Here is a 22,126-nt window from a genome sequence, read left to right as displayed (position 1 = left end):
TGTTTAGTTTCCTCGTCTTTTTTCTATATTAGGACTTTTGCAACAGCCCCTTTTTTGCGTTCCAAATGAACATATTTCCTTCTTGTAATTTCATTATACGTCCTGTCGCGTAAAATTCAGCATTCAATAACTTAAATATTTTTTATTATTCTCCCAAATATTTTACAACAACAGCCGCCATGGCCTTGGCACAGATTTTCATGGCATCTTCTCTGATGTCGAATTTTGGGTGGTGGTGTGGATATGGAGCGTCTTCCTTTTTTGCACCTACATAGAAAAAGCAAGATGGCCTTTCTTTTGCATAGTAGGAAAAATCCTCAGATGGTGGCTGAGGACCACAATCAATTATACCTGTAACTTCCTTGATATTGGCATCTTTAACAGCATCCACAACCAGCTGGGTCATCTCAGGGTCATTGTATAAAACTGGATAATCATCAGTATATTCAATCTCAACACCAAGCTTAAAAGTTTCCCCAATTCCCTTGGCTATGGTCTTGATTTCTTCTTCGATTGTTTTTTTAGTCTCATCTGCCATGGCCCTAACATCACCTTCAACAGTTACAGAATCCTTTATGATGTTAAATGTTCCCTTACCATCAAATGAGCCAATAGTTACAACTCCAACTTCATAAGGAGAAAGTCTACGGCTGACAACAGTTTGAACTGCTGTTACAAAATGACTTGCGGCGACAATTGAGTCGTTTGACAAGTGAGGCATAGACCCGTGGCCACCCTTACCTTGGAATTTTATCTTAAACATGGCCCTGCCCGTCTGGGTGTTGCCCTTGTGGTATTGGATAGTTCCACAATCCATGGCGGACATAACGTGGATACCAAAAACATTATCGACCCCATCTAGGACTCCAGCCTCAATCATCCCCTTGGCACCTCCAGGTGGGACTTCCTCGGCGTGTTGGTGGATAAGAACAATCTTGCCAGCAAGTTTATCTTTTTTCTCACGAAGTATATCTCCAAGAACCATTAGATAAGCTGTGTGGGCATCGTGGCCACAAGCGTGCATGACACCCTCGTTTTTAGAAGCAAAGGAGAGTCCAGTTTCCTCCTTGATAGGAAGGGCATCAAAATCAGCCCTAAGACCAATAGTCTTGCCAGGCTTACCAGTATCAATCACCACCCTAAGGCCATTGCCACCCATGTGGCTTGTGATTTCTACATCCTTATCCTTATAAAAACCCTCAACAAAATCAGCAGTCTCCACTTCCTTAAAAGAAAGCTCAGCATTTTGGTGGATATGCCTACGACAAGTAACCATCTCGTCAAAACGAGAATCTATTTCCCTAAAAATTTCATCTAAAATATTACTCAAAAAAATCACCTCTTTTTTATTATCTTACCCAAAATTTGAGATAGGATATAACAATTTAAAAAGGAATTCTTCTATTTTTTATTTTATTATACGCCTTTACCATATTGATTATATAAGAGTGGCAAGAGACTTCTCCACTACGGTCGAAGCGAGGTGAGGATGGAAAAGCCCCATCATAGAAAAAAGGCGATAGAAAGAATTGCTTTAACAATCCTAAAACCTCGCCTTTTGTAATTTTATTTTTCAAGAGTCATTGCGTTTATTTGGTCGCAGGCTTGCCATACTGGTGTAATTAAGTCGAAGCCTTTAATCCTGTTTGAATATCCTGTGTGGAATACATTTGAATATAGTGGGATTTCTGGTAGGTAGTCATTATACCATTTTTGGAATTCTTCCCATTTATCTAAGTAACCTTCTTTGTCAGATGGGTCTGTTTTTCTTAAGTTTGCTGTAACTTCATCAGCCTTTGGATCTTTTACCTTGCTTCTGTTGAATGGTCCTTGAGATGAATAGTAGAACCATGGGTCAAATGGAGTTGAAAAGTCTGAAGCCATTGAAAAAGCAGTATATTGTGCATTTTCTTTTGGGAAACTTAAATAATCCATTAGGGTTGAGAAGGAACCGGCTGTGACATTATATTCCATACCTGCTTGTTTTGCATTTGGAGGGAGTTGGTTTGATATTAGGCTTGTGATTGGAGATTGTTCTGCTCCATATTGGTTGACAACAAGCTTATTTCCCTTATCATCATACCTATAATAGTCAAAGCCTTCTTGGTTTTTGTTAAATTCATCAAGAGCCTTCGCCTTATCCCATGGAGTTTTGCCATCTTTTTCAAACTTATAAGGAGTCTTGTCTAATAAGTCATTTGCCTTATCAATATTTAAAACCCAGTTTGTAAGTTTTTCTTGTAGGTCGGCCCCTCTTTCCTTATACATCCATTGGCTTTGGCCGTACATACCATTTGTCACCACACCATAACCACCTAGAAAGGATTGGACAAATTCATTTCTATCCATTAGGCTTGCTATAGCTTGTCTTACTTCCTTGTATTTAGTGGCTCCCCTGTCTGTTAAAAAGATTATATTTCCATAACCATTTCTTTCATAAGAAGATAATTGGATTTTTCCTGCTTCTTCAGCTTTTTTGAGTTGGTCAATTTTTGCACCATCAGTTTCTCCTTCCCAAATATCGATGTCGCCATTTTCTAGGAGGTCTGGGCCTATATTTTTATTTACCAATTGGATGATTATGTGAGGAATAGTAGCTTTTTGGCCCTTGAAATTACCTTGGTAATTCTCGTTAAGGTCAAGAACCACCATGTTATTTTCAAATTTGTTAAACTTATATGGTCCACAAGTCACAGCAGGATTAAACCTATAATCACTAGTTTCTTTTATCATAGCTTCTTCAATTAGAAGTCTTGTTGGATCCACATCACCGTTTTTGCGAGCTTCTAAATCTTTTACTTTTTTGTCTAATTCTTCCTTAGCTTTTTTGTAATCTTCGCTTTCCTTATCCTCTCCTTCGTTGTCTTTGTCAAAGTTTTCTTTTAGGAGGGCAATTTGATTATCTATAGATTTTTTGTAATTTTCCTTATCTTTGTCTGTCACCTGATAACCATCTTTAACAACAAGTTTCTTGCCATCTTTTGCTAGCCCTAGATTTTCTCCAATATAATGAAGTGGAGTAGGACCTGCATTTGATAGGGCTTGGACTTCAAAGTATGGCAATTGAGATGCATCGACTGTAAGAGAGAAAGTATAGTCATCAATCTTATCAAGACCTTCAAACGAATCTGTATCCCCCTTCTTAAAGACCTCGTAACCCTTTAAAGAATCCGCACCTACATTTAAAGATCCAGTAAGTGTATTAAAATCCTTATCAGATTCTAGCAGGATTCCAAAAAGATAATCATCAGCTGTAATAGGCTTACCATCTGACCATTTCAAATCTTTTTTGATGGTAAATTTAGTAGTTCTAGACCCATCTTTATTCATAATAACTTCTGGCTCTTTATCGAGAGCTGCAGTATTTGCTTGAAACTTACCAAACTCATCAATTACATAGCAAGAATAGCCGTTGTTTCCTTCAATACCCATAAATCTTCTAGCATTTACATCGTTGGCGTCATTATTGTAACCTTGGATGAAGTCTCCATTAATAGTACTTACACCCAAAACGATGGTATCATCAGCTGTTTGCTTCTCAAAATCATCAAGATTTTCTTTTTGACCATCATTTAAAGGTTGCGCCCCTTTGTTTTCTTCTTGTCCACTTGTTTTACTTCCCGCATCGTTTGTAGAATCTGAATTAGATCCACAAGCCGAAAGACTAAGAACCAAAGCCAAAGCCATTAGGGATGAATAAAGTTTTTTGTTTTTCATACTAACCTTCCTTTTCTTATGTATATTTTTTTAAAATATTTTCAACTCTACCTCCATTATTCATCCAGGTCAAAGATTTTTGTATATATATTAATTTCCTTTTTTTAGTTTAGTAGATTTCTAGATGTGGTAATATCGAACTAAAGGACTTTATACCCATATATTTTTCATTTCCTAAAGCGTTTTTATTCATAAATTATTCGCAAATTATTCGCATTAACATAACTACAAAAAAGCCAAAACCAAGAAAATCCAGACGCCTTTACCATATAAAAAATATAAAAACGGCCAGAGACTTCTCGACTTCGCTCGAAGCGAGGGTAGTTTTTCAAACGATCACTCGAGGTTTTATTTTATCTTATATAATAAAATTATCTTAAAACTACTAAAAATTAGCATCTTATCTCATTTACTTGGTATTTTAAAATCTCAAGACTCCGTCAAAAAATTGCGCTGACGCACGTTTACAAGTAAATTTCTGTAACTACTATGAGAAAATCATAATAGCAAATAAAAGTCAGACTAGATTGCAATTTTTTGGAGGCTTGTGATTTTAAAAATCCAAAATATAAGCAACTATAAACGAAGAATTAATCCCTACCAAAAAAAGCTTGCCGAAAAGGCAAGCTTCAGCTTTCGCCCTCCGCAGGAGCCGCTTGTGGGGTGTAACGGGAAGAGGGCCTGGGAGAACCCGATGAGGGGGCGTGCGGAAAGCCCCCTTGGGGTTCTCCCAGATACGAAGATTCAACTGTAGATTATATAACATTCATAAGATTATATAAAATTAAAAATTAAATATCTAAGGAACGTAATCTTTTTAGAATAAATGCTCCTATTCGTCGCATCGGTCCTCCACGAGCCGGACGGGCTAGCTCAAAATTACATAAGGTTTTTCATAAATTTCTACTGCGGTGCTTTGCACCTTGAGAAATTTTGAAAACCGTAAAAACTTTGCCAACTGAAGCCCTATCCCGATTTGATGAAATCAAATCGATGGAAGGTCTGATGCTTTAGTAAAAGTTTTTACTACCATTAATCTTGGATAAAAAAACCAGGTTGATTTCTCAACCCAGTTTAATCTGTATTATGCTTTCGCTTCTTGCCTAGCTTCTTTAGAAGCTTTCTTAGATTTAGTAATATTCCTAAAGCACAACCTATCGTTTTGAACGTAAAGCCTAATAGTCATTTCCTTATCAAGCTTATTATCAAGAATATCTTCTGCTAGCCTATCGTCTATCATCTTTGTGATGTGGCGTTCTAGTGGTCTTGCTCCGTATTCGGAGTTGAAACCTTCCTTGGCTAGTAAGTTTACAACCCTATCGTCAAAGGCGATTTCTATGCCGATTTCCTTTAATCTTTCCCTGGTTTTTTCAAGCATTAGGCCAGTTATTTCCTTGATATCAGCTTGGCTTAGGGAATTGAACATGATTGTCTCATCAAGTCTGTTTAAAAATTCTGGCGCAAAGGAATCCTTTATAGCCTTAGTAATTATTTCCTTATTGCGTTCGTTGTCGGATTCTTCCTTATCTTCTGCCAGGTCAAAACCGATTGAACTTGCCTTTGCAAGGCTTGATACACCAACATTTGAAGTCATGATTATGATGGTGTTTTTAAAGTCAACTGTCCTGCCCTGACCATCTGTGAGCCTTCCGTCATCTAGGATTTGTAAAAGAAGATTGAAGACGTCTGGGTGGGCCTTTTCGATTTCATCAAAGAGAATTACCGAATAAGGATTTGTCCTTACTGCTTCTGTAAGTTGGCCACCTTCCTCATAACCTACATAGCCTGGAGGGGATCCTACCAAACGACTTACAGCAAATTTTTCCATATATTCACTCATATCCATCCTAATTAGCTTGTCTTCTGAGCCAAAAAGAGCCTTTGCCAGACTTTTTGCAAGGTAGGTCTTTCCCACACCTGTTGGTCCTACAAAAATAAAGGAACCTATTGGTTTTTTAGGGTCTTTAAGTCCCACCCTCGCCCTTTTGATAGCATGGGCGACAGACTTGATAGCGTCATTTTGGCCTATAACTGTGCCAGCTAAATTAGTATCAAGTTTGGCATATTTTGCCTTTTCATCTTCAGTTAGCCTTTCAACTGGGACCTTGGACCAAGAAGCGACTATATTTGCTATGTCATCATAGGATATAGCAAGCTTATAGGCTTCGTTTTCATCTTCTTTTTCTTCTTCAAGGTCAAACTTCTTTTGATTTATAATGTCACGGAGCTTGGCAGCCTTTTCAAAATCCTGGTCAAGGACTGCCTGGTCTTTTTCTACCTTTAGATTTTCAAGTATATCCTCATTGGTATCTGACTTTTTTTCCTCATCGTCAAAGGCCAAAATCCTTAGCTTCGAAGCTGCTTCATCAATTAGGTCAATCGCCTTATCTGGCAAAAACCTATCGGTGATATACCTGTCTGATAGGTCAACAGCCGCATTTATCGCTTCGTCTGTAATTTTTACCTTGTGGTGGTCTTCGTACATGGACTTTAGGCCTTTGATGATATTTTTAGAATCTTCAAGGCTTGGCTCATCGACCATTACTTCCTGCATACGACGGGCAAGGGCAGAATCCTTTTCTACGTGTTTTCTGTATTCGTCAATGGTTGTAGCCCCAATTACCTGCAAATCACCCTTGGCTAAAATTGGCTTTAGGATGTTGGCTGCATCCATAGAACCTTCGGAAGCGCCAGCGCCTAGGACCATGTGAAACTCATCTATAAATAAAATCAAATCATCACGGCTACCTGCTTCTTCGAATAATTTCTTAAGCCTGTCTTCAAAATCACCCCTATACTTGGTGCCAGCTATCATTGATGCAAGGTCAAGGCTTAGGATGGTTTTATCCTTCATTATAGCAGGAAGTTTGCCTTTGACGATCTCACTCGCTAGGCCTTCTGCTATGGCAGTTTTGCCCACACCTGGTTCACCGATTAGGATTGGGTTATTTTTTGTCCTCCTCATTAGGATTTGGATTATCCTTTTTATTTCATCTTCCCTGCCAATTACCGGGTCAATTTTTCCCGCCTTGGCTAGGTCGTTGAGGTTGGTGCAATAATTTGTGATATTTTCACTAAATTTAGAATTTCCTGTTCCCTCTGACTTTTCTGCCCTAACCATAGATAGGAGTTGTTTTTTTATTGTCTCCTTTTCTACTCCTGAGAGCAAAAACATAATGTTGGTAAAGGAATCTTCATCATTGATAATAGCTAGAAGGACGTCTTCTTCGCTGGTTGCTAATGCACGCCTGTTGTTGGCATAAAATCTCGCAGTTTCTAAAATTTTTCTTACTTTTTTGCTATATTCAGTGGCAGGTCTTACAGCTGTGCCCCTGCCAATATTATTTATGACAATTGACCTCAAAAGCTCATAGTTTGCCCCTGCTGCCTCCAAGGCCTTACTCGCCCCTGACCCTGTTTTCATGAGGGCAAGGAGGAGGTGCTCGGTGCCAATATAGTCGTGGTTTAGACTATAGGACTCACGCCTGGCCTGCTGGGTCAATTTATTTAATCTATTATTTTCCATGGCTTTCCCCCATTTCTTTCATCAAATATTCGTACCTTTCGGCATCGAAATTTTCCTTATACTTGTGTGAAGATAGGTTTTTAATCAAATCCTTAATTTCTTCTTCGGATAAGCTTACCTTAAAACCTAAAAGCTGGTATTTTTTGAGCCTGTAAAGGGCCTTCATCATCTTATCCAAACTCTTAACTAGGCCTGTTTCCAAGCTTTTTTCTATCAAATCTATCTCTTCTTCGATTTCCCTATCATCTATATTATTTATAATCCTGTAATCTCTCCTGAACCTCTTTTCGTTTTTGACGAGGGTTTCAAGGTTCTTTTCTACCTTCCTTAGGTAGGCTTCTGGTTTTTGCCTATAATTGCCATAATTTTTTAGCAGATATAGGTCATCTGCGTATGATTTCAATCCCTTTGGCACAAATTTCTGTGGGTAAAGTCCCCCATAAACCATGGCCTGCTCAAAACCTGCGTAGGTTTTTGGGTTATCAATTAGGGCAAAGAGAAAGAGTTCCATCCAAATTTCAAGTCCTGTGCCTGCATTTCTCGCCCCACTTGTTAGATAACCGTATTCGCTAGAAAAGGCAAAATCCAAATGGCTGTCAAGGATTTTTTCAATTTCGACTGCCTTTTTGTAAGCGCCAAGCAAATCCAAGCCGAAGTTTGAAATATTTATAGAAAGGTGGTCCCTATCGTTAATTACCAAGGTGGTATCTCCTTCAAAAATAAGACCAACCTGGGCAAGTTTAGTAGTCACATCAGGACTTAAAACCATTTCGCCAATCAATTTGTCAATAGTTTCGTCATCCAAATCAGTAAGTAGAACCAACCTGTCCCCAAAAATATTTTTCACCATATCCATTATTACAAGACTTTCGTCAAAGGTCATAGTTGTTGGAAAATCATAGCCTTTTATATTTCGTCTTATAGATAGGTTAGTAGAGATTAGGACGTCTTTTGCATAATCTATCAATTTTTCACCTGCATATTTAGTTTGTCAATTTTTTCCTTAAGGTCAGCTGCCAACTCATAGTCCTCTGTTTCTACAGATTCATTTAGCCTTTGAGATAGGACTTTTATCTCATCTGCAACTTCCTTAAATTCTCTTTCTGCCCTTGGGTAGGATCCCTTGTACTCGCTTAGGTTGTTGTAGGTCTTTAAGACCTTATCTGTCAAATCCTTATCGAGCTTATAGCAGTAGGCACAACCAAAGACTCCATTTCTAATATTTGACTGGAGGTTGCCACAATATGGGCAAGCTTTCTCCTCCACATTCAAGATAAAAGATAAGTCCTTGTTGGCTTGGTTGTATTTATATTCGTAAAATCCATCTATAACTTCCTCTAGACTTGGGATGAATTTTTGCAAAATCCCTTCCAAATCCTTAGGATTAAAGGAAATATTTTCTGCGCTGACCTTGCTTGGATCAACGTCCTCTGGAATATTCGAATATTTTTTTATACAATCTGAGCAAAGGTGGATGTTGTGGCTATTACCATTAAAAATCACCTTCAGGCTCACGCTGGCTTCCTTGCCGCATTTATCACATTTCATCTTAACTCCTCGCCAGAATACTCAAAAGCAGGCTCTTAACAATAGACGACCTCACTGTGTTTCTCCCCTTAGCTTCTATATCTGCCAGGGTCTTATCGCTTGTCGCATACCTTGCCATCAAGTATTCATTTTTGTTGAAATATTGTCTTTCGTAAAGGTCTCTAAAGAGATTATTGGCCCTTGATTGGCTCATTTCCTTGGGCAAATTCCTAAGTAAATAGGAAACATAATCGTCTTCTTCGACAATGGTAATTATCTTGATAAAGCCATTACCACCACGCTTGCTCTCAATTAAATAGCCATTGTGAGGGGTAAACCTGGTTGAAAGCACGTAGTTTATCTGACTTGGCGAACAATCAAACTGGCTCGCCAACTCATTCCTACCGATTTCCAAGGCCCCGTCCACGCTATCTTCAAGCATGAGCTTCAAAAATCTTTCTATTTGATTAGTTAAACCTGCCATAATCTCCTGTCTTTCTCTATTTTTAGGTCAAAGCTTACTGACTATCTCTGACCATTATCTGTAAAATAAAGGAAGCCTAGCTTCCTAAATAAATTATACTAGTTTAGTCGGGATTTACAATAAGAATTTGTTTTAAAGGGCAAATCCCCAAAAAAACTAAACTATATATTTCCCTTTAAAAAAATTTTAGAGTGACTTTCATTTCCAATTTTTTCCTCAAAGCAACTTGCTTTTTACCCACTAAAAGCGAATCCTTCTTAGCAACCCCTAATCTCTCCTATTCCTATTACCAAACAATATAAAGAGCCTTAACAATTGGAGGGCAGTGGCAAGGGTGGCTGCCACATAGGTAAGGGCGGCTGATCCTAGCATATCCTTAGCTCCTGGGATTTCACTTTCATCTAAGATTCTAGTTCTTTCCAAAGCGATAATCGCACGCCTAGATGCGTCAAATTCCACAGGTAGGGTTATGATTTGAAATAAAAGGGTAAGGGAAAATAGGGCAAGACCTATACTTATTAATTTTTGTTGGGATAAAAACACCCCTGCCAAAAGGATTGGGAAGGATAATCTAGACCCAAAATTAACTGCAGGTACTATAAAAGATTTGACCCTTAGAGGGATATAACCTTCCTTAAATTGGATAACGTGTCCAATTTCATGGAGAGCCACAGCCAAGGATGCTATCGAACTATCCTCAAAAGAAGTAGCAGAAAGGGCGACTTCCTTGGTCACAGGATTGAAATAATCTGACAAGGACCCACCGACCCTCTTGATAGAAATATCCCTGTAATTATTGTAATCAAGCACCATCTGGGCAGCCTGAGCCCCAGTCAATCCTCGTTTAGACCTAATTTTTTTATACTTATTAAATTTTGAAGTGATATTAGCCTGGGCAAGCATTGAAATCACAAGGCCTATCAAGACTAAAAAGTATGTTCTATCAAAGTAAAATCCGTATGGATACATAATCTTCCTCGTTTCTGTTTTATAGGACGTATTCTGAAATCGTCCTTGAAACTCCTACTATATCAACATTTGTCTTAAAGTCAAAACTTAGGCTAGTTCCGTCATTAAAAGCAAGAATTAACTCGCTATCAATATCCAAAACCCCAGCAGTTTCTATACCGAAATATTGGATTTTAGAATATGGATAGGAAAGATAGGCTCTTTTTTTGCCAGTAATGCCTTGGACGTTCACAACCAAAATCCTCTTATTAGTAAAGACAACCTGGTCTCTGATTGTTTCAAAGGCTGACACAATCTCTTCACCTGCTACAAAAAAATCTAAAACCTCACTTCTTACTTTTTCAATTTTAATTTCTTTTAAGTTAAAGGTATTAGAGTCACCAAATATCCCAGTACTAACTGTTGCCATAAATTCTCCTTTTTATTATTTTAAGTAAGTGTAATTTAAATCATTAATTAAAGTTTCAAAAACATTCCTTATGTATTTATACCCAAAATTTTCTAAAGTAAAAAAGGGGAAAATTCCCTTTCTTAAATACTACTTATATTTCTTTTTGAGTAGAAAACACGAAGAACATCTACCCTGCATTCTTTTTTTATAACTTTATATACAATTATATAATTTTTAACAATTAATTTCCTGATATTTTTATAGTTTGAACCTTCCAAGCCTAACATTTCAAATCTTTCAGGCATGAAATTTAAACCCATTATGGATTCTTCTATTTTTTCGACTATGTTCATCGCTGCATCTGGAGATTGTAAAGTATATTTTATATAATGAAAAATGTCAGCTATATCTTTTTTTGCATCTTTCCTAATATAAACTTTGTAGTTCATCTAAGGTCCTCATAGATAGATTTAAAAGCAAGGCTAGCTTCCTCAGCTTCTGTATTATCGTTCAAAGCCTTATCTATGAGCTTCTTTAATTGATCTTTTGATATTGTTGAGAAATCTTCAAATATATTATCAGGTAATTTGGCTTCAAATGGTAGACCTTTGTTTAGGATTACTTGTCTATAAAACATATCTACAGCGCTTGATGCTGGAATGCCAAGCTTATCCAAAATTTCTTCTGCTTGTTTTTTAATTTCTGGTTCTAACCTCACTGTAAGATTTGCTGTTTTTGCCATAATTCGCTCCTTTTTTAATATTATACGAGCTAGTCAAAATTTGTCTATACTTTGTAAATACATTTGCAATACCATTTCTTTCACTAGGTGAGTCTATTAATCCAGGATTATTATCTTTTTTTGTTAATCCGAGATTAACTGCATCTTATAAATAATCTAGGTCATTTACATGACCCCTCCGTACATAGGGGGAACCCAAGGGGGCGGCAGATGCCCCCTCACTGGTTCCCCCTAAGACCCCCTTACGCTACACCCCCGACTGCTCCTTATGCGGAGTGCGAAACCAGAAGTTTGCCTATCGGCAAACCTCTTTAGTAGAGAGAATAGCCTTGTAAAAATTAGCGTAACTTTCAACTGATTTCTAATCTTCAGGTTGCTAAAAACTGATAACTCGCTAACGCTCAAACAATCAGTTTTCTTAACGCAACCCTTGATTAGAAATCTTTGCCCGATAAAAGAGAAACTTGACCTCAAAGTTTAGGAATTGTCTGGTTACTTATATTTTATATAGATATCGAAAGAAAGATTGGTTTTTTCTACAAATTTATTCTTAAGCTTTGTGGCGAGTGGGTCTGTGGTGTCGGCTTCGAAGAAGATTTCTTGGTGGTTTTCGAATAAATATATCAATAAGTCATTAAAGAAGTCATCTGCAAGTTTTTCCTCAAAGCCTGCTAGGTAGGCGATTTCTTCATTTTCTAGGAAGGCTGCCATTAGGACTTGGCCTTCTTTTTCATAATAAAAAGCTTGATCCGGGAGGATTTCTTTGAATTTTTCAAGGCCAACAGTTAGAGGACTTACATCCTCATGAGTTTTTTGGTAGTATTTAAAAATCAATTCACTTGCCTTTTCAAAGGCCATTTCTCCCTTGCTTGTTAGCTTTGTTTCAAGTTTTTTAGTCCCTAGGGGATTTTTCAAATCTTCCCTAGTCACTTCTACTTCATAGCACTTTCTTTTGAGGATAAAGCCTGCTTTTTTTAATAGGTCAATTACTTCTAGCTGATCAGAATCAAGTCCTATTTGCAATGGCTTATCCTTTGCCAAAGCCTCTAAATCAGCCACTTTCACCTTTTTTATATCATTTATTTTTATGTATGTGTGTTTGTTGTGAAATTCATTCACAAAAGTTTCCATAATTAACCTCTTCTACTTATACCCAATTTTTCAAAACTAAAAGGGAGGCACGCTCCCTAAATCTTATTTTATTTCTAAAACCATCTTCACGTGTTCTATCCCATCTAGGAAAAATGGCTGGGATATTTTTACAAAACCTGCCTTTTCGTAGAGACTTTTGGCATAAGTTTGGGCTTCGATGTGGATTTGCTTGGCTTGGTAAAATTTTTCTGCCACTTTGATTGCCTCTTTTAGGATAAGGCTGCCGTGGCCTTTTCTTCTTTTTTTGGCAATTACCCTGCCCAGATGAACCTCGCCGTCTTCCTCATAGACCCTAGCGTAGGCAAGGATTTGGCCAGCATCTTCCAAATAAATATGGATGGCATCAAGGTCCCTCCCGTCTATTTCCGGATAGGGACAAGCTTGGTCTACCACAAAGATATCTACTCTGAGCCTTAAAATTTCATAGAGTTCACGATTTGTTAAGTCTTCAAAACTTTTTATCCTAACTTGCATTTGACTTCCTTATTCGAAAGTGATTGGATTTAGGGGATGGATTTTAAAGTCAAAATCATTTGTACTGAAGGCGTATTTTTCAGAATAAACCCTAGTTGTCATGACCTTTTCTCCGTCATTTATAAAAATTTCTAGGCTTGATTTGTCTGAGAAAATCTCTAGTTTTTCGATTTTAGAAATCTTAATCATTCTAGTTTTTCGACCATAAGAAGAATCGCCCATATCAAGGATCAAAATCCCATTTTCATAGGAGAGGGTCACGTCTTTTCTGATATTTATCGAAAAATCTCCCCTAATATTTTCTGCCACAGCCTCAAAAACTTTTCCCTGGTAGGATGTTCCCTTTTCTAGGGAAATTTCACTTTCCCTGAGTTTTTGGTATTCCCCTATGGGCTTTTGGTAGACCTTGCCATTTACAAATGATAGGACCCTTGGGATGGTAAAGGCGTGTTGCCAGTCGTGATCGGTAGGGTTGGTATAGGCTGCATCAGGCATCCCCATCCAACCTATTAAAATTCTTCTCCCCTCTGGGTCTTCAAAGGTCTGTGGGGCATAGAAATCAAAACCGTAGTCTAATTCAACAAAGTCGCCCAGCTTGTAGGTCTTATTTTCCAAATCCAAATCTAGAGGAAAGTAGCCTGCCTGGTAGATATTTTGATAGGTGTATTCTTCGCTCTCAAGGCCCTGTGGGCAGCATATTAAGATACCTTGGCCGTCTAGGTCAAAATAATCCGGGCACTCCCACATATAGCCAAAGTCATAAGGGGTTTCCACCCTCATATGGTAGGTAAATTTCTTAAGGTCTTGGGATTTAAAAATCAAAACCATGCCCTTATCGGAAAGGCTCCTGGCCCCTAAAAACATATAATAGGCCCCATCTTTTTCGTAGATTTTTGGGTCCCTGATGTGCCTGGTCATATCAGATGGATAGTCATCATGGTCCATGACTAGGATTTTCTCATCATAAGAATAAGCATCTGAGATGATTTTTATAGTATTGTGGTCCCTGCCAGCTGTGATATAGTCAAAATATCCCTCGTGCTTAACGTTTCCTGTATAAAAGAAATTGATTTTCCCGTCCTTGATAAAGGCAGAGCCAGAATAGGCCCCGTCCTTATCTAGGGGAGAATCTGCAAAAATGAAGGGGTCTTGCCTTTTATAAGAAATAAAATCTGGCGAACTCACATGGCCCCAGATAATATCTCCCCTTTTTGCATCAAGGGGAGAATATTGGAAATAGAAATGATAGAGCCCGGCAAAATAGCAAAGCCCGTTGGGATCATTTAGCCAACCTGTTTCTGGATAGACGTGCAAATCCAAAAGAAAGGGGTCAGTCGCCACATTCGCCTTCATTTTTTCCCTTTTTTCTATAGCATTTTGATAAGTTTTTTTATCAAGCATTCTTAATTTCCATTACCTTTTCTTTAGCGTCCTTATTTCCAAGGTCAAAGTTGATTTCCATATCGTCTGAATCCATGACAACCACCATAGTTTGGTCAGAAAATCCTTGAGATTTGATATATTCTGGATCAAATTCGATTAGCAAATCGCCCGCCTTTAGCTCGTCGCCGTCTTTAACGTGTTTTGTAAAGCCCTTGCCTTCAAGACTTACAGTATCAACACCTATGTGAATTAGAATATTAACACCCTCTTTTGATGAAAGGGTCACAGCGTGGCCTGTTGGGAAAATTGATTCAACCTTAGAATCCATTGGGGCATAGAGTTTGCCTTCAGATGGCTTAATTGCAAGGCCATCGCCCATCATCTTTGAGGCAAAAGTCCCATCAACAGATTTTTCTATATTACAAACTTCCCCCTTAACTGGGTTTAGGATTGTGACCTTGCCGCTTGGCTTTTTCTCGATTTTTTGAGAATCGGGCCCACTTGCCTTTTCTTCTTTAGCGTCCTTGGCTGCAAACATATTGCCCTTTTGGAAAACTATGGGCAATATACAGGCAGAAGCCATTGAAATTACAAGGCCGATTATAAAGTCTAGCCAGGATTCAGGTCTGATTGAGATGATTCCAGGAAGACCTGCCGCACCGAGAGCAATTGCAAGAACGTGTCTTAGGGCAAGATAGGCAGAACCAAGGGCAGAGCCGATGATGGCTGCTATAAATGGATACCTAAGTCTAAGGGTAATACCAAACATAGCAGGTTCTGTAATACCAAGTAGGGCAGAAATACCAGACGCTGCCGCAGTTGACTTCATTTTTTCGTTCTTAGTTGTAAATAAAACAGCAAGTACAGCCGCACCCTGGGCCACGTTATTCATAGAAGCTGTTGGGAAGATAAAAGACCCACCACTAATGGCTTCGTTTGCAATTAACTGGGTTTCAATTGGGATAAAGGAATGGTGCATACCTGTAAGGGTGATTGGTGCATAAAGTAGACCAAAGATTGCCCCGCCCAAAAATCCAAGCTTAGTGTAAATAAAGGTAATACCTGCTGTAAGAGCGTCACCTGCGTTTCTCATCACAGGGCCTACTAGGGCGAAGGTGATGATAGATGTAATCAAAGTCGCAAGCAAAGGTGTAGTTAAGTTATCAAGCCAGATTGGGGTCCTGTCGTGGAGGAAATTTTCAATCTTTGATAAAATCCATGCCACAGCAAGAACAGGCAGAACTGTTCCCTGGTAGCCAACGGCTGGGATAGCAAAACCAAGTACATTCCAAACAGGAATTTCGCTTGCAGGTGTAGTTCCTAGGGCATAGGCGTTTAATAGTTCTGGATGGACCATGATCATACCCATGGCTGCTCCTAGGTAAGGATTGCCGCCAAATTTCCTAGTTGCAGAAAAACCTATTAAAACTGGCAAAAATGCGAAAGCTGCAGATGAAAATACATTTATCATGGCCGCCAAGTCTGCTATTTGTGGGTAAAGTTCAACTATTGATTGAGTCCTGCCATTAAAGAAGGGACTGGTCAAAATATTGTTAATACCCATCAAAAGACCTGCAGCAACGATAGCAGGAATGATTGGAACGAAAATATCAGACAGGGTCTTTACTCCCCTTTGGATGATATTTCCCTCTGCCTTCTCCTCCTTGACGGCACTCTCCCCGTTACCAACGATTTTTCCAACTTCAGCTGTAACTAGGTTTACCTTGCCAGGCCCTAAAATCACCTGGTATTGGCCATTGGCTGTATTTGTTCCCTGAACTCCATCAAGGTCTGTAATTGCCTCATCATCAACCTTGTCAAAGTCCTTAAGCATGAGCCTTAGCCTAGTTGCGCAGTGCTCGTAGGAGGAAATATTATCCTTGCCCCCAACTTTTGCAACAATCTCTTTTGCTAATTGTGTCTTATCCATAGACTCTCCTTTCCATATTCTAGTAAAATTCCAACAAAACTGACATGTTTTTATGCCTTGCTAAAATCTTTATATTTTAATTATAACATATTGGCTTGAGAATAAAACCTGTTTTTTACCCGATTATCATTAAATATCTAAATTTCCCAAACTTTCATAAAGCAAATTCCTAACCTAATATAACCTATCAATATCTTTGAGATGTTACTAATAAATAGGAAAATAATCCAAAACATCCAGTAAATTTTAAAAATTTTTAAAATACAACCGGATTATCAATATTTATTGAAATTCCCGGATAAATAATGTATAATGATTCTTATTATCAATACATTACTTTATCTAAGAGTAAAAGGAGAATTTATGAAAAAAACAAAAATCGTAGCCCTAGCTATGTCAGTAAGTCTTGTACTCGGAGGAGCCTACATCATAGACTCAAAAACCAACATAGCCTATGCTGAAGAAGAAAAAACCATCGACCAACAAATGGAAGAAAAAGAAGCAAATATTCAAAAACTTGAGCAAGAGAACACAAAAATCGATAAAGAAGTTTCCGACCTAGAAAAAGGTCTAGAAAATTTAAATAAATTAAATAAGGAACTTGATGTCTTAACTGCAGAAGCAGACAAATTATACGATATTTATGCCCCAAAATATGAGGAATGGGAAAAATTAGATAATCTCGTTAATGAGGGTATCGCTAAGCGAGGAGCCTTATACGAAGAATATGCGGCTTTGAAGGAAGCGTTGGCAAAAGACCCAACAAATGAGGATATCAAAGCAAAAATGACTGCCAAATCTTACGAATGGTCCGATCAGAATAAAAAAGTAAATGAAGATATCAAAAAAAGACACGACCAAAAGCAAGCAATGGAAGCCGATGAAAAGGCTTATGCAGAAGCCGATGCCAAGTACCTTCAGAAAAAAGCTGAAGTAAGCGAAGAAGAAAAAAAAGTCAAAGGTATTTCTGAGCAAATCGAAGAAAAAAAAGCAATCATAAAAGATAATAGCAGAAAAATCAATGTTCTAGAAAATCAAAGAAAAACTCTTGAGGCTTTAAAATCCAAGGAAGATGAAGAAATTGCTGTAGATGATAATGAAGACGGTGACAAAAACAAAAAACCTCTTGACCAACAAATTACTGATGATAAGGAAAAACTTGATAAGCTAAACGAAGAAAACAAAAAACAAAACGATGAAATAAATAAGTTAAAAGAACAAATGGCAGAAACCACTAGCCTTAGAAAAGAATTTGAAGAATTAAAAAAAGATAGGGACGCCAAATACGATACTTATGTAAATACAAGTAACGAGCTAGATAAATATAGGATGGAATATTCAAATGCAGGTAAATTAAAGACTGAACTAGCTAACAGCTATTTTGATGCCAAAAATAAACTCAAAGAAAATCCAAATGATGAAAAGCTCAAAAAAGACGTAGCTGAAAAATTAAAGGCTTGGCAAGAGAATAATAAAAAGATGGAAGAAGCCGATCAGGCTTCCCAAAAAGCAGAAAAAAAATTACTTGCGGCAGATGATGATTATAAAGCTATTAATAAAAAATACAAAGAATTTAAAGCTGACCTCGAATCCAAAGAAGATAAAAACCAAGAACTAGAATTTAAAATAGGATTAATAAACAAAAAAATCAAAAAGAATGAATCAAAAATAAAATCCCTAAACAGCAAGCTAGAAGCTAACAATACAAAAATTCTTAATAAGTCTAAAGAAAATGCTAATAAGGAAATTGACGAAAATCCAAACCTTAGCAAGGAAGAAAAAGACAATGCCAAAAACGAGATTGCCAAGGCTGATTCTGTAGAAAAAGTTAAGGATGAGCTAAAAAAAGCAAAGGCTCTAGCCGATAAAAATTTAGAAAAATCAAAAAAACTAGCTGCTGAACAATTGGCAGATGCTAAAGAAGATGCAAAGAAGGAAATAGATGTAAATCCAAACCTTAGCAAGGAAGAAAAAGACCAAGCTAAAAGTGAGGTTTCTAAGGCTGATTCTATAGAAAAAGTTAAGGATGAGCTAAAAAAAGCAAAGGCTCTAGCCGATAAAAATTTAGAAAAATCAAAAAAACTAGCTGCTGAACAATTGGCAGATGCTAAAGAAGATGCAAAGAAGGAAATAGATGTAAATCCAAACCTTAGCAAGGAAGAAAAAGACCAAGCTAAAAGTGATGTTTCTAAGGCTGATTCCATAGAAAAAGTTAATGAAGAACTCGAAAAAGCCAAGAAATTAGCTAAAAAACATCTGGATGACTCTATAGCAGATGAAATAGCTAGGCAAAAAAAGAATTCTTATAAAGAAAATAAAGACACAGATAGCCAATCTTATGCCAAACTTTCTGAAATCCTAAGTACCAAAAATGAAGAAAAAGTCAAAACTACCAAGAAAAAACACTTGTCAGCCAAGACTATTCTTAACCTAAAAAAAGCCGTAGCTAGGAATAAAACTGTGGTAAAGGCAGCAGAGCTCCTCTTAGATATAGCTCCTCAAAGAGTAGCTAAAGTAAGACATAAACTTGTGAAGCTAATCAAAGAATCCAAGGAACTTATTAAGTTAGCCGAAAAAACCCTCGCAGAATATGAAAAGTAAATAATCCCAACAGAATAAATCTCCTAACAAAAAACAAACTCGAATATCCTGCCCGAGTTTGTTTTTTTATAAACCTATTATATAGGTGGTGGGTGTAAAATATTCCCTTTTTCTATTCATATTTTATTATTATATCTTGTATTATTCTCTTGTTAGTTTTTTACTATAGGTACTTACAATTTTTTACTATAGGTACTTACAATTTTTTACTATAGGTACTTTCAATTTTTTGCTATAGGTGTTGGAGTTTTCTGGGATACCTATGGCAATTTTCTCCTAGACCTTTTCCAGCTTAAAATTTAACAAAAACTCAGACTAACTTATAAATTTATTAGTCCAAATGTCAAAAACATGAGGTATTCTTTGATAAAGTCCAGAAAAGTCTTGTCAAAGCCAATCCCGACTCTTATATAAAATACATGGACTGCCGCAAATATGACTAGGAAAAGAAGAATCATGTTGTCATATTTTTTCCTAAGGAAAACCCCTATAATAAACAACCACAAGGACAGACTAAATGGCAATATTATTGGGTTTAAAAAAGTATTTTCAAAATCATACCCAAGAGTAAAGTCTTCTCCAAGAAAGAAAAACAAGATACTTGTGCCAATTAAAAGTAGGCTTGCTAGGCAATAGAGATTTCTTTTTTTCTCGTAGTTTTTGTCCATAATTCCCCCTTATTTCTAAAGCATTTTAGTTTTACTTGTCTTTATTATAAGCATTCCTCATATAAAACACAATATTTCACTTGTATAATAATCTGCCGATGCACAAATATTATATACAAAACTATAGAGATTTCTCACATACCTTCGAGATGGGGTTTTGTTTATTCTTACTAAATCATTAAAAGAAAAATTAATAAATTTGTTTTAAAAAATTGATAATTTTTCTAGAATAGAAAAGGAAGGGGGATTTGTTCCTACCTTCCTTTTCAGTAATTATTAAATTTTTATTTTGTATTAAGGAACGTAATCTTTTTCAACGAACACTCCTACTCGTCGCCTTCTTATGAAAAAATTACGGAAGGTTTTTCATAAATTTCTACTGCGGTGCTTTGCACCTTGAGAAATTTTGAAAACCGTAAAAACTTTGCCTGCAAAGGGAACGTAATCTTTTTACAATAAATGCTCCTATTCGTCGCATCTATTGTAAAAAATTACGGAAGGTTTCTCATCAATTTTCCTGCGGACTTTGTCCTTGTAAAATTGTGAGAACCGTTCAAATTTTGCTAACTGAAGCCCTATCCCGATTTGATGAAATCAAATCGATGGAAGGACTGATACTTTAGTAAAAATTTGAACTACCATTCTATCCGATATATGTTCCTGTTTCTCCTTTTAGGCCGTCTAGGGCTTTTTCTAGAGATGTGATTAGTGCTTTTGCGCCTTCTTTTGATTTTACGAAGGATAGGGCTGCTTCGATTTTTGGCTTCATTGAGCCTTCTGCAAATTCACCGTCTGCTAGGTATTTTTCAGCTTCTTCTACTGATAGGTGGCCTAGCCATTCTTGGTTTTCTTCACCAAAGTGGATGGCTACTTTTTCTACTGCTGTGAGGATTACAAGTGTGTCTGCTCCTACTAGTTCAGCAACTTTTGCAGATGTGAAGTCTTTGTCGATTACTGCGTCAACACCGATTAGTTTATCATTTTCTTTGATTACTGGGATGCCGCCGCCACCTGCTGCTACTACGATCATTCCATCATTGTAGAGTTTTTCAACTGCTTTTTTCTCAATTATGTCGATTGGTTTTGGACTTGGTACTACTCTTCTGTAGCCTCTGCCTGCATCTTCTTTGAAGGTGAAACCTTTTTCTTCTTGTTTTTTGGCTTCTTCTTCGCTATAGAATGATCCAATTGGTTTGGTTGGATTTTGGAAGGCTGGGTCAGCTTTGTCTACCAATACTTGGGTTACAAGGGCTACTACGGTTTGGTCCATTTCTCTTTTTGCAAGTTCATTTTCGACAGCATTTTGAAGATGGTAGCCTATATAACCTTGGCTCATGGCTCCGCATTCAGCAAATGGCATTTCAGCTGTTTTTGCTTCTGATTTGCTTGCTGTGTCCATAGCTAGGTTAATCATGCCTACTTGTGGGCCATTGCCGTGTGAGATTATGACCTTGTTGCCTTCTGCTACTAGGTCTACTATTGATTTAGCAGTTTCTGCTACAGCTTTTTTTTGCTCTTCTGGGCTATTTCCTAGGGCGTTTCCGCCTAGGGCAAGTACGATTTTTTTCATTGCTTCTCCTTAAGTTTGATTTAGTTGTTTAAGGCTCTGTCAACATTTCTGATAAAGTCTTGAACGTTTGTTACCATTGAAACAGCTGTTACTGTTCCTCTGTCTGATAGTTTGTTTACTGCGAATTCTTGGATGTCGATTGTGTACATATAAACTGGTCTTACCACGCCGTCAAATACGTTGTAGGATGGGGTCATGTTTCCTGTTGCGATTGTATATAGGATTGCGCCCATCATGATGATTGTAGATGTCTTTCTGGCGTGTTTTCTCATTTCGTTTTGAGCGTCATAGACGTTGTTGATTGTTTCTGGTAGGCCTAAACGGTCACGGATGGTGCCTGCTATTACTACTGGTACGTTCATTTCAACACAAGCTTTCATGAATCCGTCTTTTACCTTGCCACTTTCTACAAGAGCTTTGGTTGAGCCGTATTTTCTAGCCATGTTTATGGTTTTATAGAGGTTTTTAGTTGAGTTTTGTTCTTTTTCAAATTTTTCTTGGCCCCAAGTTGTGCCGAAGATTCCTTTTTCAAGGTCGAAGGCTGCAGTTTCTGTTCCACAGAAGATTGCATTTACATAACCATTTCTTACTAGTCTTTCAAGGGCCGCTCTTGAATCTCTATCGAGTGCTAGGGCTGCTCCTACTATGAGGGTTACATAGCCGTGGTTAGCTTTTTCGTATTTTAGGACTTCGTAGAGGTTATCATAGTCGATTGAGAAGGCTGTTTCTCTTGATCTTCCTGCCCTAAAGGCGAAGGTGTCTTGGTGGGCGTCTTCTTCTAGGAAACCTTGGGTCCAAACGTAGATACCTTCTGAAGCATCTTCTGTACGGCCGATTACTACCTTGTCACCTTTTTTGAGGTTTCTAAATTCTACTATGTTTACACTTTCTTCGCCTGGAGTGTCGTTTGCTACACAAACTGTATCCATTCTTGATTCTGCTGCTAGAACCCATTTGTCGTTTATTTTGAAGTATTCTGGATAAACTGAAAG

At 37.5% G+C, this 22,126-nt stretch carries 18 protein-coding genes; 1 reads left to right on the top strand and 17 read right to left on the bottom strand.

Going from position 1 to position 22,126, the window contains the following annotated elements:
* Positions 1–145 precede the first annotated feature (145 nt).
* The 14 genes from RQ907_RS02770 to RQ907_RS02705 form a co-directional block, all read right to left on the bottom strand.
* Positions 146–1,330: an amidohydrolase gene (locus RQ907_RS02770; protein WP_311491883.1), complete on the bottom strand. Its 1,185-nt coding sequence runs from the start codon at positions 1,328–1,330 to the stop codon at positions 146–148.
* A gap of 236 nt (positions 1,331–1,566) precedes the next feature.
* Entirely contained in the window at positions 1,567–3,717 is a 2,151-nt protein-coding gene (locus tag RQ907_RS02765) for an ABC transporter substrate-binding protein (protein ID WP_311491882.1), read from the bottom strand.
* Between the two features lie 1,084 nt (positions 3,718–4,801).
* Entirely contained in the window at positions 4,802–7,243 is a 2,442-nt protein-coding gene (locus RQ907_RS02760; RefSeq protein ID WP_311491881.1) for an ATP-dependent Clp protease ATP-binding subunit, read from the bottom strand.
* Positions 7,233–8,210 carry an ATP--guanido phosphotransferase gene (locus tag RQ907_RS02755; protein WP_311491880.1) on the bottom strand — a complete coding sequence of 326 codons (978 nt, stop codon included), beginning with the start codon at positions 8,208–8,210 and terminating at the stop codon, positions 7,233–7,235. Before RQ907_RS02755 ends, RQ907_RS02760 begins: the two co-directional genes overlap by 11 nt.
* Positions 8,207–8,791, bottom strand: a complete 585-nt coding sequence (locus tag RQ907_RS02750) for a UvrB/UvrC motif-containing protein (RefSeq protein WP_311491879.1) — start codon at positions 8,789–8,791, stop codon at positions 8,207–8,209. The genes RQ907_RS02755 and RQ907_RS02750 overlap by 4 nt, the downstream gene beginning before the upstream one ends.
* 1 nt (position 8,792) lies before the next feature.
* A complete protein-coding gene (locus RQ907_RS02745; RefSeq protein WP_311491878.1) occupies positions 8,793–9,254 on the bottom strand; it encodes a CtsR family transcriptional regulator in 462 nt (153 codons plus the stop codon).
* 267 nt (positions 9,255–9,521) lie between these two features.
* Positions 9,522–10,223 (bottom strand): zinc metallopeptidase, encoded by a 702-nt coding sequence (locus tag RQ907_RS02740; RefSeq protein WP_311491877.1) that lies wholly within the window; start codon positions 10,221–10,223, stop codon positions 9,522–9,524.
* Between the two features lie 19 nt (positions 10,224–10,242).
* Entirely contained in the window at positions 10,243–10,632 is a 390-nt protein-coding gene (locus tag RQ907_RS02735; protein ID WP_311491876.1) for a PH domain-containing protein, read from the bottom strand.
* Positions 10,633–10,754: 122 nt separating this feature from the next.
* Complete coding sequence (locus tag RQ907_RS02730; protein ID WP_311491875.1) at positions 10,755–11,063, bottom strand: type II toxin-antitoxin system RelE/ParE family toxin; 309 nt, start codon at positions 11,061–11,063, stop codon at positions 10,755–10,757.
* The gene (locus RQ907_RS02725; RefSeq protein ID WP_311491874.1) at positions 11,060–11,356 is read right to left on the bottom strand and encodes a type II toxin-antitoxin system RelB/DinJ family antitoxin; all 297 of its coding nucleotides are present in this window, start codon (positions 11,354–11,356) and stop codon (positions 11,060–11,062) included. Before RQ907_RS02725 ends, RQ907_RS02730 begins: the two co-directional genes overlap by 4 nt.
* A gap of 492 nt (positions 11,357–11,848) precedes the next feature.
* Positions 11,849–12,487, bottom strand: a complete 639-nt coding sequence (locus RQ907_RS02720) for a hypothetical protein (protein ID WP_311491873.1) — start codon at positions 12,485–12,487, stop codon at positions 11,849–11,851.
* Positions 12,488–12,550: 63 nt separating this feature from the next.
* On the bottom strand, positions 12,551–12,982 hold the full coding sequence (locus RQ907_RS02715) for a GNAT family N-acetyltransferase (RefSeq protein WP_311491872.1): 432 nt from the start codon (positions 12,980–12,982) through the stop codon (positions 12,551–12,553).
* Positions 12,983–12,991: 9 nt separating this feature from the next.
* Positions 12,992–14,383 carry a glycoside hydrolase family 32 protein gene (locus RQ907_RS02710; protein WP_311491871.1) on the bottom strand — a complete coding sequence of 464 codons (1,392 nt, stop codon included), beginning with the start codon at positions 14,381–14,383 and terminating at the stop codon, positions 12,992–12,994.
* Positions 14,376–16,295 carry a sucrose-specific PTS transporter subunit IIBC gene (locus RQ907_RS02705; protein ID WP_311491870.1) on the bottom strand — a complete coding sequence of 640 codons (1,920 nt, stop codon included), beginning with the start codon at positions 16,293–16,295 and terminating at the stop codon, positions 14,376–14,378. The genes RQ907_RS02710 and RQ907_RS02705 overlap by 8 nt, the downstream gene beginning before the upstream one ends.
* Positions 16,296–16,658: 363 nt before the next feature.
* Here RQ907_RS02705 and RQ907_RS02700 point away from each other — a divergent pair, with 363 nt between their 5' ends.
* Positions 16,659–18,896 (top strand): hypothetical protein, encoded by a 2,238-nt coding sequence (locus tag RQ907_RS02700; protein WP_311491869.1) that lies wholly within the window; start codon positions 16,659–16,661, stop codon positions 18,894–18,896.
* A 320-nt stretch (positions 18,897–19,216) separates the two neighbouring features.
* Here RQ907_RS02700 and RQ907_RS02695 read toward each other — a convergent pair whose 3' ends face one another.
* From RQ907_RS02695 to RQ907_RS02685, 3 genes are all read right to left on the bottom strand, one after another.
* Positions 19,217–19,564 carry a hypothetical protein gene (locus RQ907_RS02695; RefSeq protein ID WP_311491868.1) on the bottom strand — a complete coding sequence of 116 codons (348 nt, stop codon included), beginning with the start codon at positions 19,562–19,564 and terminating at the stop codon, positions 19,217–19,219.
* A gap of 643 nt (positions 19,565–20,207) precedes the next feature.
* A complete protein-coding gene (gene arcC / locus RQ907_RS02690) occupies positions 20,208–21,134 on the bottom strand; it encodes a carbamate kinase (RefSeq protein ID WP_311491867.1) in 927 nt (308 codons plus the stop codon).
* A 20-nt stretch (positions 21,135–21,154) separates the two neighbouring features.
* On the bottom strand, positions 21,155–22,126 hold a 972-nt coding region (locus tag RQ907_RS02685; RefSeq protein ID WP_311491866.1), incomplete at its 5' end, for a hypothetical protein.

The sequence above is a fragment of the uncultured Anaerococcus sp. genome, assembly GCF_963510575.1.
Taxonomy (GTDB): domain Bacteria; phylum Bacillota; class Clostridia; order Tissierellales; family Peptoniphilaceae; genus Anaerococcus.
The sequence above is the reverse complement of the archived record's forward strand: the minus strand, read 5'-3'. Positions and strand labels throughout refer to the sequence as shown.

Excerpts from the sequence above, each read along its gene's own strand:
- RQ907_RS02710 (WP_311491871.1), bottom strand. The coding sequence starts at position 14,383 with ATGCTTGATAAAAAAACTTATCAAAATGCTATAGAAAAAAGGGAAAAA.
- RQ907_RS02740 (WP_311491877.1), bottom strand. The coding sequence starts at position 10,223 with ATGTATCCATACGGATTTTACTTTGATAGAACATACTTTTTAGTCTTG.
- RQ907_RS02715 (WP_311491872.1), bottom strand. The coding sequence starts at position 12,982 with ATGCAAGTTAGGATAAAAAGTTTTGAAGACTTAACAAATCGTGAACTC.
- RQ907_RS02760 (WP_311491881.1), bottom strand. The coding sequence starts at position 7,243 with ATGGAAAATAATAGATTAAATAAATTGACCCAGCAGGCCAGGCGTGAG.
- RQ907_RS02720 (WP_311491873.1), bottom strand. The coding sequence starts at position 12,487 with ATGGAAACTTTTGTGAATGAATTTCACAACAAACACACATACATAAAA.
- RQ907_RS02730 (WP_311491875.1), bottom strand. The coding sequence starts at position 11,063 with ATGAACTACAAAGTTTATATTAGGAAAGATGCAAAAAAAGATATAGCT.
- RQ907_RS02735 (WP_311491876.1), bottom strand. The coding sequence starts at position 10,632 with ATGGCAACAGTTAGTACTGGGATATTTGGTGACTCTAATACCTTTAAC.
- arcC (WP_311491867.1), bottom strand. The coding sequence starts at position 21,134 with ATGAAAAAAATCGTACTTGCCCTAGGCGGAAACGCCCTAGGAAATAGC.
- RQ907_RS02700 (WP_311491869.1), top strand. The coding sequence starts at position 16,659 with ATGAAAAAAACAAAAATCGTAGCCCTAGCTATGTCAGTAAGTCTTGTA.
- RQ907_RS02765 (WP_311491882.1), bottom strand. The coding sequence starts at position 3,717 with ATGAAAAACAAAAAACTTTATTCATCCCTAATGGCTTTGGCTTTGGTT.
- RQ907_RS02745 (WP_311491878.1), bottom strand. The coding sequence starts at position 9,254 with ATGGCAGGTTTAACTAATCAAATAGAAAGATTTTTGAAGCTCATGCTT.
- RQ907_RS02695 (WP_311491868.1), bottom strand. The coding sequence starts at position 19,564 with ATGGACAAAAACTACGAGAAAAAAAGAAATCTCTATTGCCTAGCAAGC.
- RQ907_RS02750 (WP_311491879.1), bottom strand. The coding sequence starts at position 8,791 with ATGAAATGTGATAAATGCGGCAAGGAAGCCAGCGTGAGCCTGAAGGTG.
- RQ907_RS02725 (WP_311491874.1), bottom strand. The coding sequence starts at position 11,356 with ATGGCAAAAACAGCAAATCTTACAGTGAGGTTAGAACCAGAAATTAAA.
- RQ907_RS02705 (WP_311491870.1), bottom strand. The coding sequence starts at position 16,295 with ATGGATAAGACACAATTAGCAAAAGAGATTGTTGCAAAAGTTGGGGGC.